Here is a 13,647-nt window from a genome sequence, read left to right as displayed (position 1 = left end):
CTGCGCAACAGCCCCCTGAACACACCTGCAAATGGATCATGCACATGGCTGTCGCTGCTTCTGTCTCCCTTTTCCCGCGCAAGCTGGCGGTCGCGCTACTGGCGCTGCTGGCCTGCTCGTTCGCCGGCAACCACATTGCCGCGCGCATCGCCTTCGATGACGACACCGGCGTGCTGTTGGCCATCCTCTGTCGTTCCGGCATCACCTTCCTGGTGCTGGCCAGCCTGGTGCTGTGGCAGCGCCAGCCGTTGAGCCTGCCGGCTGGCACACGGCACTGGCAACTGCTGCTGGGCCTGCTGATCGCCACCCAGAGCCTGTGCCTGTACTCGGCCGTGGCGCGCATTCCGGTCGCCTTGGCGCTGCTGGTAGGCAACACCTTTCCGATGCTGCTGGCGCTGCTCACCTGGGCACTGGGTGGCGCTCGTCCGACCGGCCGCACCGTGCTGTTCATGGGGCTGATCCTGTGTGGCCTGGTGCTGGCGCTGGATGTGCCTGGGCGCCTGGCCGATAACGGTGAGGCCAACCCGCACTGGTTACTGGGCGTGGGCCTTTCGTTCTGCGCCGCCTGCGTGTTCGCCTGTGCGTTGTGGATCACCGACCACAAACTGGCTGCCGTTCGCGGCCCGGTGCGCAGCTTGCTGACCCTGCTGATCGTGTTCGCCAGCATGCTGGTGGCGGGGGCCAGCGGAGTGATGCCATCAGGGTTGTCGCTGCCGGCCAGCGCCAGCGGCTGGGCAGCCTTGGCCAGCCTGGTAGTGCTGTATGGCGTGGCCTTCACCTTGCTGTTCGTCTGCGTGCCACGGCTGAACATGGCGCAGAACGCGCCAGTGATGAATATCGAGCCGATCGCCACGTTGCTGCTGGGCTGGGCGTTGCTGGACCAGCGCCTGGGCACCTGGCAATTGATCGGCGCCGCCGTGGTGGTGTGCGGCATCGTGCTGCTGACCTACCGTCGGGCCAGCTGACCCGCTTTGTGAAAGGAGCCGCTGATGGCTGTCACCGAACTGCAGCTGCAAGACCGCCTGACCCGCCTGACCCTGGCGCCCGAGCTGGGCGCCAGCCTGATCAACTGGGAAGTGAAGGCGACCGGGCAGGCGCTGCTGCGCCATACCGATCAGGCAGCGCTGGCCAGCGGTACACCGCGCCAGCTGGGGTGCTACCCGTTGGCGCCCTGGTCCAACCGTATTGCCGAGGGTGGTTTTGCAAGGCCCGAGGGTTGGCTGGCCCTGACGCCCAACACCGCACACGACCCGTATCCGATTCATGGCACCGCCTGGCAGCAGGCCTGGCAGGTGGCCCATCACAGTGAGCGAAGTGCAAGGCTGACACTCCAGAGCAGCGTGCCGTTCGCCTATCGGGCGGTACTGGATGTGCATTTGCATGAAGGCTGCCTGAGGCTTGACCTGCATGTAACGCATCTGGATGAGCCCGCTACCTGGTACGGACTGGGGTTGCATCCTTACTTCCCGCGCTACCCTGACACCCGCTTGCAGGCAGCAGCGCAGCATGTGTGGCTGGCCGAAGATGGACGGTTGCCGTCGTACACGGCAGCGGTGCCTCAAGACTGGCGCTTCGATGCGCCGGCCTGCCTACCGAGCACCGTGGTCGACCATGCGTTCGGCGGGTGGGCCGGGAACTGCGTGATCGAACAGCCCAGCGCCGGTTATCGCCTGGCATGCAGCGCCAGCGGTGCCGAGCATTTCCTGCTGTTCTGCCCCCAGGACAAACCGTTCTTCTGCTTTGAACCGGTCAGCCATCCGATCAATGCCCATCACCTGCCGGGGCAACCGGGTTTGCGCTTGTTGCGCCAGGGTGAAGAAATGAGCCTGGGGTTCAGCCTGGAGTACCAGGCGATCCAGACGGTTGTCAGCGAGCAACCGCAACCAGGCGAACCGAAGGCAGGATGACTTCAGTCGAGCCCTTGGGCCCGCAGCTCATGCGCCAGCATGTCGACGAACATGCGCACCTTGGCCGAGCCGTGCTTGCTTTCGCGGTGTAGCACATGGATCGGCCATGGGGCTTCCTCATAGTCGGCAAGGATCACCTGCAACTGCCCGCTGGCGATCTCGTCCACCACTTGGTAGGACAGCAGCCGGGCAATCCCCAGCCCGCCCAGCGCCGCTGCGATCGCACCGTCGTTGCTGGTCACGGTGAGCCTGGGTTTGATGCGCACCATGGTCGGTTCGTCCGTCACTCCGAAGCGCCAGCCGGCGCGCGGCGAGAGGTTGGTGGTGGCGATCACCGCATGCGCCGGCAAGTCCGAGGGGTGCTGCGGCACGCCTTGTCTTGCCAGGTATTCAGGCGAGGCGCAGAGCATGCGCCTGACCCTGCCCACGCGCAGGGCCTTGAGGCCGGAGTCAGGCAGCGGACCAATACGCACGGCAACGTCCATGCCCTCCTCGACCATGTTGACGATGCGGTCGAGGAAGTAGGCGGATACGTCCACCTCGGGGTACTGCTGCAGATAACGCACGATGCTCGGCATGACGAATTTCTTGCCGAACAGGATGGGCGCGGTGACGGCCAGCTCGCCTTTGGGCGTGGCGTTGATGCCGGCGGCGGCTTCGTTGGCCTCAAAGATGCTGGCGAGGATGTGGCGGGTGTCCTCAAGATAGCGGCCACCCGCCTGGGTCAGGCGCACGCTGCGCGTGGTACGTAGCAGCAGTTTGACGCCGAGCATGTCCTCAAGCGCGCTGACCGCGCGGGTTACTGCAGCGGGCGAGATGTCCAGACGGCGGGCGGCAGCAGCGAAGCTTTCCAGCTCGCCTACCGCGACGAACACCTTCATCAGGTGGATCTGGTCCATGCCGGCTCCTGAGTATCATGGGTAAAGATTATCTGCTATCTGCAGGCAGCATCAAATATCCAGTACCAACGCCTGCCCGCCCTCCTGCGCTTTACCCGGCACCGCGCAGCAGATCAGCACTGTCCCTGCTTCCGGCATCTCGGCAGGCGGGTTCGGGTAATGCACCTGCCCGCTCACCACCTTGGTCTTGCAGGTGCCGCACGAACCGCCCCGGCAGCTGAAGTCCGGCGACAACCCACGGGCTTCGGCAAGTTCCAGCAAGGTTCCACCGCCCGGTGCCCAGCGCGCCTCCTTGGCCGAGCTGGCAAAGTATACCGGCACTGGCTCGCTGGCAGCCGGTGGCTGCTGCAGCGTCGGCTGGTCGTCATCGGTATGACGCCTGAGTGTCGACGGGCCGAAGGCTTCTGCATGAATGCGCTTGTCCGGCACGTGTATGGCGCGCAACCCTTCATACAGGTCCTGAGTAAAGCTGGCCGGCCCACACAGGTAGAAGTCATAGTCATCCAGCGCCAGCTTCGCTTTCACCTGCTCGATCGCCAGGCGCCCGGCATGTTCATAGTCGCGTCCTGGTACAGCGTCGTCCTCCGGCTGGCTAAGGGAGCGATGCACACTCAACAGGCCACCTGCCTGCTCGGACAACGCGGCCAGCTCCTGCTGAAATGGCAAGTCAGCGAGGCGGCGGGCGCCGTGGAACAGATGAATTCGCCGCGACTGCTGCCGGGCCAACTGCTCGCGCAACATGGCGATCAGCGGGGTAATGCCCACGCCTGCACCAATCAGCACGATGGGCCTTGCACTGTCGCCGTCCAGGGTAAAACTGCCCATGGGCAGCCGCACGTCGAGCAGGTCGCCAACGCCGACCTGTTCGTGCAGATACCGCGAAGCCGCACCCTGGGCCTTGACGCTGATGCGCAGGCTGCCGTCCGATGGCGCGCAGGACAGGCTGTAGGTGCGAATCAACGGCGTGTCGCCACCCAGCGGGAGACGCACAGGAATGTGCTGGCCTGGGGCGAACGTTACCGGCCTGTCTGGCGCAAGGTAGAACGAGCGGATGTCTCGGCTCTCCTGCTCTACCCGCTCCACACGCCAGGTCAGCCATTGGCGCTGCCGTTCGCGCTGCTGCTGGCGCTGCTCGGCCTCAGCCCAGGTACCGGTCATCAGGCTGGTCGGTGCGTACTCCTGGAAGGCCCAGCGCAACGACACGCCAGCCCGGCGCAGCACGACCTGTTCGACCTGAAGCGTCCATAGCCGCTCGGCGCCCTCGAAGTCTTTGATCAGCGGGCTGTCGAGCAAAATATCAGTGCGCCCCGTCACTTGCAGCACGTTGCCGTTGCTGAAATCGACGAACAACAACCCTGCCTGCGGATTTTCCAACAGGTTGCCGAGGGTATTGAAGTGCAAGTTGCCGGCATAGTCGGGGATGGTCAGGCGGTTACCGTCGACCTTGACGAACCCGGCACGGCCGCCGCGGTGCGAGACATCCACAGCGCGGTGGCCGTCTTCGTGGTCGATGTAGCTGGCGACAAAAAAGGTGTCTGCCTGCTCGATCATCGTCACTGCGTGGGCATCCAGTACGCTGGAGTCCAGCCTGCTCTGCGGCGGCTCATCGACACGCGTGTAAGCGCGCAACTGGATGTACTGGGGACAATTGCCGAAGGCATGCTCCACCGTCACCGCCAGCGGGCCACCGCCCCCTTGCTGGATAAGCCCGTTGATGCGGTTGCGCCGGCGGCTGTGCAGCTCGATGCCGAGCAGGCCGACAGCACCGCCTGCGCCCAGGCCAGGCGTTGCCGGGTCGTCGCTGGCGAGGTGGGTGTCGATCAACAATTGCCGTGGGTCGGGCGAGCTGACGAACCCTTCGGGGCCTTCAAGCAGCGTCGCCCAGGGTTTACCGTGGGCGTCCACGGCGCCAGCGACCAGGAAAGGCAATTGCCGGTAAAACTCGCGGTGCTGGTCGGGCATGTAGTCACGAATGACCTTCTGCCCGAACGCCTCCATGCGCTGCGCCACACCGGCCTGCTCCTGCAGCCGTTTTTCGCCAACGTGCCAGGGCGAGGGTCGAGGGTCAGGGGTTTGTTGCATGGCGGCGTTCCTCGGTTGGATTGCGGCTCAGACGTTGGCTTGCAGGCCCACGGCGGTACGTGGCATGGCAACGAAGCCGGGCAGCGCTTCGATGCGTGCCAGCCAGGCGCGTACGTTGGGGTACGGCTCCAGCGAGACGTTGCCCTCAGGGGCGTGGGCGATGTAGGAGTAGTTGGCCACATCAGCGATGGTCGGCTGGTCGCCCACCAGGAATGGCGACTCGGCCAGTTCGCGGTCCATCACCTTGAGCAAGGCGTGAGCGCGACCGATGACTTCGTCGGTATTGAATGAGGCGCCAAACACTGTAACCAGACGGGCAGCGGCCGGGCCGAAGGCGAGCGGCCCTGCGGCGGTGGTAAGCCAGCGTTGCACACGAGCGGCGCTGACCGGGTCATGGGGCAGCCAATGGCCGGCTTTGTCGTACGTGCTGGCCAGGTAGACGAGGATGGCGTTGGAGTCGGCAATGACAGTACCGTTGTCATCGATCACCGGTACCTGGCCGAGGGGGTTGAGGGCGAGGAATTCGGGCTGCTTGTGCGCGCCCTTGGCCAGATCCACGAACACCAGTTCGGTGGGCAGGTTCAGCAGCGACAGCATCAGCTCGATGCGATGGGCATGGCCGGACTTTGGGAAGTTGTAGAGTTTGATCATGGTCTGTGCTCCAGGGTCGGCACCGGCGTGGTGCTGGTGGAGCACATGCTGCGCTGAATCACTGAGTTGCAGAATCAGTGCTGGGGGAAGATCATAATTTCGCTATGCGAAATAATCGCTGGGTTCCCAAGGGGCCCTTGGGCGAGGCAGCCCCAAAGGGCCAGCCCCATCTGGTCAGTGGCGCTGCTGCTTCTGATACCGATACAAGCCCTTCGCAGCAGCAATCACGTGTGGCACGCAGGCCTGCAGCTCATCGAAACTCATGGTATCGAGCAGCTCAAAGTTATCCTCCAGCCCGTGCAGCGAAATAGCCTTGAGCAATTGATCCTGCTCCGGCGGAAGGTCGCTCCATTGCGCGATCTGGGTAGCGCGCATGTAGCCAAAGCACCATTCTTCCATGATGATCGCCGGCCCTTCCTCGCTTTCACTTTCTTCGAACACCGGCTCAAAGCCGTCGACATTTTCCGCAAGCTGTTCCGCCACCTGGTGGGCATAGCGCAGCATCAATGCCGTATAGGCTTCTTCATGGGCAGGCTTCTTGAACTTCGGCACCTTGCCACCGGCGACCGCAGGCAACCACTGCTCGGGATTGATCCGGGAGGGCGAGCTGGCCAGGCCGGTGAAAAAGCCGTTGAGCTCGGCAAGGTTGAGGACCGAATAGTCGTTGCCGTAGGTGATCAGCAGGTCTTCGAGGCGGTCGAGTTCTTTTTCGCTGAGGGGGGGGAGCATGGTTGCACATCCTGAAAAGCAAAAGTGTGTGCACCCTATCACAGCGACGGGTCAAGGGCTGCCCACAGCCACAGAGCTGCGGGCATTTACCCTATCGGGGTAGCCAGGTGCACAGCGACGACTGTTGCCCCGTGCCGAGTAGCAACCACAACAATATTCGACACTTGCGCGGACAGAGTTGTCCGGCCATGTGTACGCCTTTGGACTGCAAGTCGATCTCGGCCCCCGCAAAACCGTAGGTGGCCCGAGCGGTGGTCCCACTTCCGGTGCGGGTAGCGACAATCACCGGCAGGTTCGGCGCCAGCTCACCCAACACATCGGACCAGGCGCTGGAAACGTGCCCGGCACCAAACCCGGATATGACCAGCCCCTCGAACCCAAAGGCCGCAACAGCCTGCAGCAAGGTTGTATCTGCATCCAGGCAAGCTTCCAGCAGCGCAACCCGATGCCCGACGCGTTCGGGGAGCGGTAGCACCATGCGCGGGCAAGGCGGTTGACGATAAACCGCCAAGCCTTCTACGAGTTCACCAACGGAACCACTGCCAGGCGACTCGAACGCGGCCATCGACAGGCTGGCAGTCTTGCGTACCCGTGTTGCGCAGTGGATCTGGTCGTTGATCACTACCAGCGCACCTCTTCCCCTGCTAGCGTGAGCCAGAGCTACCTGCGTCGCCGCCAGCAAATTGCCCGGCGCATCGCTCCCCGGCTGGCTGGGCGGGCGCATTGCACCGGTGAGCACAAGCGGTGCGTCGAAAGGCCAGAGCAGGTTGAAGAAGTACGCCGTCTCCTCCAGCGTATCAGTCCCCTGAGTGAGTATCACTGCCTGCGAGCCACCTTCAATTTCAGCGCGAGCCCAGGCCAGCACATCCAGAAGCATCACGAAGCTCAGTGAGGCACTAGGGACCAGACACAGCGTGGCCACTTCAAGGTGCGCCATTTCGCGCAAGTGAGGTAACAAGGCCAATTGCCTCTCACAGTCGAGACTTGGCGTCACCCCCCGCCCCGGTTCACCAGCCTGCATGCTGGCTGTTCCTCCCAGGCTGGCAATCGACAAGCGAGGCAAATTTTTAAACTCCGTCATACGCCAACCCCTGTAACAAGCCCGACCAGCGGCACGATACCTAATGTACTGATGGCCATGGACAGAACATTACCGATATAGCCATGCATATGACTCGGTAACCGTTGGCTGATGGCCACAGCCAACGGCGGTGCGATCAGCGCGCCCAATATTGCGCTGAGCATGACCACCTGCCAGCTACCGCCATGGGTCAGCACTGCGGCAGGAACAACCGACACAATGGGAATGTAGGTGGGATACCAGCCACGCGCTTGCCACTGACGACGCCACATCACTACACCAACCAATGAAGACAACCCCTGCCCGGCCACCAGTTGAACAACCAGGTGCGAGCCATAGGCGGGTGCAGCGGGCGCTAGCGTGTAGGCGGCCAGGACACCCAGCAAGAGCCCCAGACTGGCCAGTTCATTTCCGAAAAATGGCCCTTCGCTGAAATCGGCCAGAACTCGCCTGAGTGACCAGACCACGCCATAGTCCGGGTTTGGCGCAACAGCCTGCAACGTCTCGGGCCTGCGGCCGCGCTCGACCAGCGATGGAAAGCGCCTGCACAGCATGAAAGCCATCACGCTTGCTACAGCCATCCCGCTGACATTGCCGATCACAGCAGGCAACTGCAGGGGGTAGCACAGGTAATTGACCAGCAACAGGCTGGCTGGTGCTACCAGCAGTGCGCCCAGCACCGCACCGGTGATCGTCACCTGCCAGCCGCCACCAAACAGCAGAACCATGGCAGCAGGCAGCGAGACGAAGGCGACGAACGTGGGTTGCCAGGCGCCACTGGCCAAGGTCCAGCCCCACAAGGCATGACTGAGCAGCAAGCCAAGCAGCGAGCTGATGAAAACCCAGGGCCACAAGCCACTGCCATAACAGATGGCGAAGCCCTGGCAACGGTAGCCACGGATATAGGCCCAATGCGCGAGGCAAGCGCCGAGCAGCAAGCCGAGGGCGGGTAGTTCATGCTTGTAAAAAGTGACTTCGCTGATGTCTGCGACTATCCAGCGTAGGCGGCTCAGTGGCTGATCCAGTGTCGAGGTCCACTGTGCATAATCCGGCCATTGACCGAGCACCAGGCTGGCAGCCAGCAATACTGTCAGGCTGGCCAGCATCAACGCTGGGATCAATTGCTGAGGCGGAATGAGTTTAACCTTCATTTCCATCTCCTCAGCGTGGCATCGGTGCATGCATGCGATAGCCGAGCGTGGCGTCGTAAAGATCTGTACGCCGGTCTCGCGGCAAATCGTTGAGGCTGTTCCAGATTGGCGCCGAACGGGCTGCGCTGAGATCGACATCGGCATAGAGGATGGTTTCGTGATCTGCGCTGGCCGTTTCACCGATGGGCCATCCGTTGGTCCCGGCGATCAGCGAACAGCCCAGAAAACGGCCTCCCCGCTCGCTACCGATTCGGTTGGCGGCGGCGATATAGACATTGTTGACGTGTGCTGCCGTCATGGTGAGGTATGAAGCCATGCAACGTCCGGCAGCATCGAACAGCGGCGGTGGCGTCCATACCCAGTTGTTCAGGCTGCAGAGGATGTCGGCACCTTGCGCCGCCATCAGGCGTGGGACCTCGGGAAACCAGATATCCCAACAGATCAACAAACCTATACGTCCGATGGGCGTTTCGAAGACAGGGAAGCCCAGGTCGCCTGGGGTGAACCACAGCTTTTCGTGATTCCACAGGTGGGCCTTGCGATAATGCCCAAGCATCCCTTCAGGCCCGAGCAGCACTGCACTGTCATAGAGTTTCAGACCATCGCGTTCCGCGAAGCCTGCGGCCAGATAAACCTGATGTTCCTGCGCAAAGTCCGCCCACGCCTGGAGGCTGGGCCCGTCCTGTAGCGTCTGGGCATGAGCATAGGCTTCGGCACGCGACTGAAAGGTATAACCGGTGTTTGCCAGTTCAGGCAGCACAATCAGGTTGGCACCTTCGCGAGCAGCTCGCCGGGCCAGGGCCAACCCGTGTTTCAGGTTGCCATCGCGATTGTCTAGCCCAACCTGAGGGTCGTACTGAATGACGGCGATTTTTACCGGGCTTATGGGGAGGCATAGTTCGGACATGGCGGCTTCCTTTTTTGGTTGTTGTGGAAGAGCGCCAGTAAAACGGGGCCAGGCTGGGGAGCGACAGTCAGCGCACTCCCACAGACCTGTAGGAAAAACGAAGAATTTGGGTAAGAAGCGCCTATGCGAGGGCCTTCAACCCCTTTGTCTACCGGACCTGGTAATGCGGGTAGTCATCAAGGGTGAAGCCACCATGGAACTTGGCTGATGTGCGATCACAGATGTTTATGACCGTATCGATCGCCGTGCGCAGACATGGCTCCGTCCAACCGGCATCAACAGAGAAGGACTCTCCAGCCAGATAAAGTCCCGAGGAGGCACTCAGTTCACGGTTGTATTTCATCAAGCCAACAGCGTCGTAATAGGTGCCTGCTCGATAAAGCTTTGCGCAGCCCAAGGCGTTTCTATCAGTCATCCATCGCTGTATACGAATGTTTCGAGTATCGATGTAAGGCGATATGGCTTCACCGATGTTGGAACAGCGCAACAGGATCCGATCAAGCTCGGTGATGCACTTTTGTACTAGCTCCTCATCAGAGAATGCTGCCAGTTTGGTGGCGTCGTCTTCCCAGGTGTAGCTGAGAAGGATGCAATCATCGGTGTAGCTATCGTTGTAGCGGTAGGCATATACATCGTGAACAAAGCTGTCGGTGATCAGGATTTGTGGCAAAGGAAATTGGCGATCGAGGAAGGCTTTCTTGAGCGGCGCGTAGACTTTGCAGCTGGTCTCCCAATGGGCATGCTTCCAGGCATCCATGATCGGTTGTGGCAAAGACTCCCGGCTGAAATCACTAAGCCGGATCTGAGTTTCAATCAACCAGGACGGCGTGGTCAGAATAACGCTGTCGAAATCATCGTGCAGCAACTGCTCTCGCTGTGAGTTGCTCCACTGCCAACGGTATTGGACTCGAATACGACCATCTGGCAGTTTCTGAAGACCGCACACCGAACTGTCAGTCAGCAGACCGTCATCACGTTGAGCAAGATGGTTATACAGTGACGTACCCCGAGTATCGATATCCATGAACAGCAGGCAGTCATCCATTGCTGCCAGACCAAGATAGGCCGGTGCCTGGAACATGAGCCCCTTGCTGTCAGGTACCGTCTCGACTCCCAGATACGGTGCGCCGAAAGGTTTGCCCTCCTGATCCACACGCCCATGAACCAACTGTAAGTGGCTGCTGAAGCCAAAGATTGCAGTACGCAGAGGGTACAGACAGCAGACATCATAGAATGCACCCCAGCTGCCATCACCGATACCTATCGCATAAAAGATCGCCGACTCATCCCTATCCATACCTAACCCGCCAAAGTCACCCGGGTTTGCTGGATCCCAGTGATCAAGAACAGGTTGATGGACCAATTCCCGAAATGAGAGCCGGTGATACCTTTCTACAATCGCAGACCACATCGACTCCCAACTTTGCGTGCCGTAGAAAGTGGCAACCTTTTCGGCGAACAGCTCTGCAAAGCGTGTCCATTTACCGTGAATGCGCTGCAGGGTGGCCGTAGGAGGAGGAGTATCTCCTTCTGGATTGCGCCAGATCAGAAGGGCCGGATCACTTTTTTCGTCAAGCTGACCTTCCCGCAGGTAGATCCCTGTGGCATTCACCCAAGGTGTACCAGGATTAGGAAAGTCTGAGAGGCGCAAATCGAATAAGTTGGCGTAGTAGGCCATCAGCGAACGTCCGTCCTTGGCAGGTTCTCCCGTCCTGTTGAAGAAAGGCATGCGCATTGCCCCCATTTCAAAAGGGGTAGTAGGCTGCTTGTAATTGCCGAGGTTATTCACCACTGTCAGGTGGCGGCCGCCAATACGCCGGGATTGCTCGATCAAGGTGATTTGGGTGAAGCCGCAACGCAGGAGCTCACGGGCAGCGGTCAAACCGGTAACACCAGCGCCGATGATGCAGATTCGATGGTCCGGTTGGACGGTACGCGCGATACCACCTTTTTGCTCAATCAGCCGGCGATAGTCAAAGCAAAGGTCTGGTGGATTCGGGAAGCGCGCAGCCCAAGGTTGCAAGGTTGAAAGAGGCTCAATGGCCAGGTTGGCGGGGTGATTGTATGACGATCCGATGGTCATGTTCTCGTGTTCTCCATGGGGGCTGAGAACCTGAGAATGGTGAATCGTGAGATCTGAGCGGTGGTTAATATATACGCCCCAACGAGCGCAGGCCCTGCTCTGTAGAGCCTTATCGCCGACAAACGCCCCACGTGCCAATCACTGGCCAAAGAGACCAGTGATATTCCCGTGGGAGCCGGCTTGCCGGCGATTGGGCCTTAAAGCTTACACCGCCAGCGCGCGCTCACGCAGCTCGCTGTTGAGAATGCGGTCGTTCTCGCTGTAGTCGACCGGGCAGTCGATCACGTGCACGCCCGGGGTCTTGATGCAGTGCTCGAGCAGCGGCAGCAAACCTTCGGCGCTTTCCACGCGGTGGCCATTGGCACCGTAGGCTTCGGCGTACTTGACGAAGTCCGGGTTGCCGTAGTCCAGGCCGAAATCGGTGAAGCCCATGTTGGCCTGCTTCCAGCGGATCATGCCGTAGCCGTCGTCACGCAGGATTACCACGGTAACGTGCATGCCCAGACGGACTGCGGTTTCCAGCTCTTGGCTGTTCATCATGAAGCCGCCGTCGCCACATACCGAGATCACCGGGCGGTCCGGGTACACCAGGTGCGCTGCCATGGCCGACGGCAGGCCGGCGCCCATGGTCGCCAGAGCGTTGTCGAGCAGTACGGTGTTGGGCTTGTGAGCCTTGTAGTTGCGCGCGAACCAGATCTTGTAGATGCCGTTGTCCAGGGCGACGATGCCTTCGGACGGCAGTACACGACGGATATCGGCAACCAGGCGCTGAGGGTAGACCGGGAAGCGGTCATCGTCGGCGCCTTCGGCGATCTGGGCCTCGTTGGCTTCACGAATCGCCATGAGGCGGGTGAAGTCCCAGTGCGAGGTGTCGCCCAGGCCTTCAGCGATCTGCCAGACGGCGTTGGCGATGTCGCCGATCACTTCAACCTGCGGGAAGTACACGGCGTCGACTTCGGCGGAACGGAAGTTGATATGGATGACTTCGGTGCCGCCACGGACCATGAAGAACGGCGGCTTCTCGATCACATCGTGGCCGATGTTGACGATCAGGTCGGCCGCTTCGATCGCACGGTGTACGAAATCACCGGACGACAGCGCAGCATTACCCAGGAAGCGCGGGCTGCGCTCGTCAACCACACCCTTGCCCAGCTGGGTGGTGACGAACGGGATACCGGTCTTATCGACCAGTTGCTTGAGGACCTTGGCGGTCATCTTGCGGTTGGCACCGGCACCGATCACCAGGATAGGGCTGCGTGCGGTGCGCAGTTTCTCGATGGCAGCTTCAATGGCCACGTGCTCGGCCAGCGGACGGCGGTGCAGGCTGCGCGGGATCGGCATGGCATCGGTCTGCTCGGCGGCGATGTCTTCCGGCAGCTCCAGGTGCACGGCGCCCGGTTTTTCTTCTTCGGCCAGGCGGAACGCTTCACGCATGCGGGAAGGGATGTTGTCGGCCGAGGCGAACTGGTGGGTGTACTTGGTGATGGGGTCCATCATGCCGCACACATCGATGATCTGGAAGCGGCCCTGCTTGGACTTCTTGATCGGCTTCTGGCCGGTAATCATCATCATCGGCATGCCGCCCAGGTAGGCGTACGCACTGGCAGTTACCAGGTTGGTAGCGCCAGGGCCCAGGGTCGACAGGCTTACGCCGGTCTTGCCGGTCAGGCGGCCATAGGTGGCTGCCATGAAGCCCGCAGACTGCTCATGGCGAGTCAGTACCAGCTTGATCTTCGACTTGCGCAGGGATTCCAGCAGGTCGAGGTTTTCCTCACCAGGAATGCCGAACACATACTCGACACCTTCGTTTTCCAGGCATTGCACAACGACATCGGCGGCCTTGGCCATCTTGCTTGTAACCTCAGTTGTATAGGACGGTGAAGGTCCAGAAATGCGCAGCACGGCACGCTGGCATCGCTATGTCCGGGCGCGAGGATGCCCCGAACCTAAGCCTTGACGCAGCTTGGGCAGGGCAAAGTCACGTAAATGAACAGGATTAATTGTCGCACCCTTCGGCGCGTTTGCGCAGGTGCGAGACGGACAAAACATCTTTGCCTGGAGAAAGGTGTGCGAATATCGGAAAGACAAAACCCCTACCTGCTCGCGCAGATAGGGGTTTTGCGAAATGAATCTTGACGATGACCTACTCTCACATGG

The 13,647-nt window shown here is 61.0% G+C and carries 11 protein-coding genes; 2 read left to right on the top strand and 9 right to left on the bottom strand.

Annotation, left to right across the window (positions count from 1 at the left end; translation table 11 throughout):
• The first annotated feature begins 44 nt into the window (after window positions 1-44).
• Window positions 45-965: an EamA family transporter gene (locus ACW4TB_RS25135; RefSeq protein ID WP_012313099.1), complete on the top strand. Its 921-nt coding sequence runs from the start codon at window positions 45-47 to the stop codon at window positions 963-965.
• Between the two features lie 24 nt (window positions 966-989).
• Window positions 990-1,907: an aldose 1-epimerase gene (locus tag ACW4TB_RS25130; protein ID WP_279933765.1), complete on the top strand. Its 918-nt coding sequence runs from the start codon at window positions 990-992 to the stop codon at window positions 1,905-1,907.
• A 2-nt stretch (window positions 1,908-1,909) separates the two neighbouring features.
• On the opposite strand, the gene ACW4TB_RS25125 is transcribed toward ACW4TB_RS25130, so the two are convergent.
• The 9 genes from ACW4TB_RS25125 to ACW4TB_RS25085 form a co-directional block, all read right to left on the bottom strand.
• The gene (locus ACW4TB_RS25125) at window positions 1,910-2,806 is read right to left on the bottom strand and encodes a LysR family transcriptional regulator (RefSeq protein WP_279933764.1); all 897 of its coding nucleotides are present in this window, start codon (window positions 2,804-2,806) and stop codon (window positions 1,910-1,912) included.
• Between the two features lie 51 nt (window positions 2,807-2,857).
• Window positions 2,858-4,888 carry a pyridoxamine 5'-phosphate oxidase family protein gene (locus ACW4TB_RS25120; RefSeq protein WP_279933763.1) on the bottom strand — a complete coding sequence of 677 codons (2,031 nt, stop codon included), beginning with the start codon at window positions 4,886-4,888 and terminating at the stop codon, window positions 2,858-2,860.
• A 27-nt stretch (window positions 4,889-4,915) separates the two neighbouring features.
• Window positions 4,916-5,539, bottom strand: coding sequence for a glutathione S-transferase family protein (locus ACW4TB_RS25115; protein ID WP_012313095.1), 624 nt, complete (start codon window positions 5,537-5,539; stop codon window positions 4,916-4,918).
• A gap of 174 nt (window positions 5,540-5,713) precedes the next feature.
• Window positions 5,714-6,268, bottom strand: a complete 555-nt coding sequence (locus tag ACW4TB_RS25110) for a UPF0149 family protein (RefSeq protein WP_012313094.1) — start codon at window positions 6,266-6,268, stop codon at window positions 5,714-5,716.
• Between the two features lie 91 nt (window positions 6,269-6,359).
• Window positions 6,360-7,349, bottom strand: coding sequence for an asparaginase (locus ACW4TB_RS25105; RefSeq protein WP_279933762.1), 990 nt, complete (start codon window positions 7,347-7,349; stop codon window positions 6,360-6,362).
• Complete coding sequence (locus ACW4TB_RS25100; protein ID WP_279933761.1) at window positions 7,346-8,500, bottom strand: hypothetical protein; 1,155 nt, start codon at window positions 8,498-8,500, stop codon at window positions 7,346-7,348. The genes ACW4TB_RS25105 and ACW4TB_RS25100 overlap by 4 nt, the downstream gene beginning before the upstream one ends.
• A 10-nt stretch (window positions 8,501-8,510) precedes the next feature.
• Window positions 8,511-9,407, bottom strand: coding sequence for a nitrilase family protein (locus ACW4TB_RS25095; protein WP_012313091.1), 897 nt, complete (start codon window positions 9,405-9,407; stop codon window positions 8,511-8,513).
• 148 nt (window positions 9,408-9,555) lie between these two features.
• A complete protein-coding gene (locus ACW4TB_RS25090; RefSeq protein ID WP_279933760.1) occupies window positions 9,556-11,490 on the bottom strand; it encodes a flavin monoamine oxidase family protein in 1,935 nt (644 codons plus the stop codon).
• A 204-nt stretch (window positions 11,491-11,694) separates the two neighbouring features.
• The gene (locus ACW4TB_RS25085) at window positions 11,695-13,338 is read right to left on the bottom strand and encodes an acetolactate synthase large subunit (protein ID WP_012313089.1); all 1,644 of its coding nucleotides are present in this window, start codon (window positions 13,336-13,338) and stop codon (window positions 11,695-11,697) included.
• Between the last annotated feature and the right edge of the window lie 309 nt (window positions 13,339-13,647).

Source organism: Lelliottia jeotgali, from assembly GCF_977070485.1.
This window is presented reverse-complemented; position numbering and strand designations above follow the sequence as displayed.

What these genes read in the sequence shown, in the direction of transcription:
- ACW4TB_RS25135 (WP_012313099.1), top strand. Translation starts at nt 45, where the DNA reads ATGGCTGTCGCTGCTTCTGTCTCCCTTTTCCCGCGCAAGCTGGCGGTC.
- ACW4TB_RS25130 (WP_279933765.1), top strand. Translation starts at nt 990, where the DNA reads ATGGCTGTCACCGAACTGCAGCTGCAAGACCGCCTGACCCGCCTGACC.
- ACW4TB_RS25125 (WP_279933764.1), bottom strand. Translation starts at nt 2,806, where the DNA reads ATGGACCAGATCCACCTGATGAAGGTGTTCGTCGCGGTAGGCGAGCTG.
- ACW4TB_RS25120 (WP_279933763.1), bottom strand. Translation starts at nt 4,888, where the DNA reads ATGCAACAAACCCCTGACCCTCGACCCTCGCCCTGGCACGTTGGCGAA.
- ACW4TB_RS25115 (WP_012313095.1), bottom strand. Translation starts at nt 5,539, where the DNA reads ATGATCAAACTCTACAACTTCCCAAAGTCCGGCCATGCCCATCGCATC.
- ACW4TB_RS25110 (WP_012313094.1), bottom strand. Translation starts at nt 6,268, where the DNA reads ATGCTCCCCCCCCTCAGCGAAAAAGAACTCGACCGCCTCGAAGACCTG.
- ACW4TB_RS25105 (WP_279933762.1), bottom strand. Translation starts at nt 7,349, where the DNA reads ATGACGGAGTTTAAAAATTTGCCTCGCTTGTCGATTGCCAGCCTGGGA.
- ACW4TB_RS25100 (WP_279933761.1), bottom strand. Translation starts at nt 8,500, where the DNA reads ATGAAGGTTAAACTCATTCCGCCTCAGCAATTGATCCCAGCGTTGATG.
- ACW4TB_RS25095 (WP_012313091.1), bottom strand. Translation starts at nt 9,407, where the DNA reads ATGTCCGAACTATGCCTCCCCATAAGCCCGGTAAAAATCGCCGTCATT.
- ACW4TB_RS25090 (WP_279933760.1), bottom strand. Translation starts at nt 11,490, where the DNA reads ATGACCATCGGATCGTCATACAATCACCCCGCCAACCTGGCCATTGAG.
- ACW4TB_RS25085 (WP_012313089.1), bottom strand. Translation starts at nt 13,338, where the DNA reads ATGGCCAAGGCCGCCGATGTCGTTGTGCAATGCCTGGAAAACGAAGGT.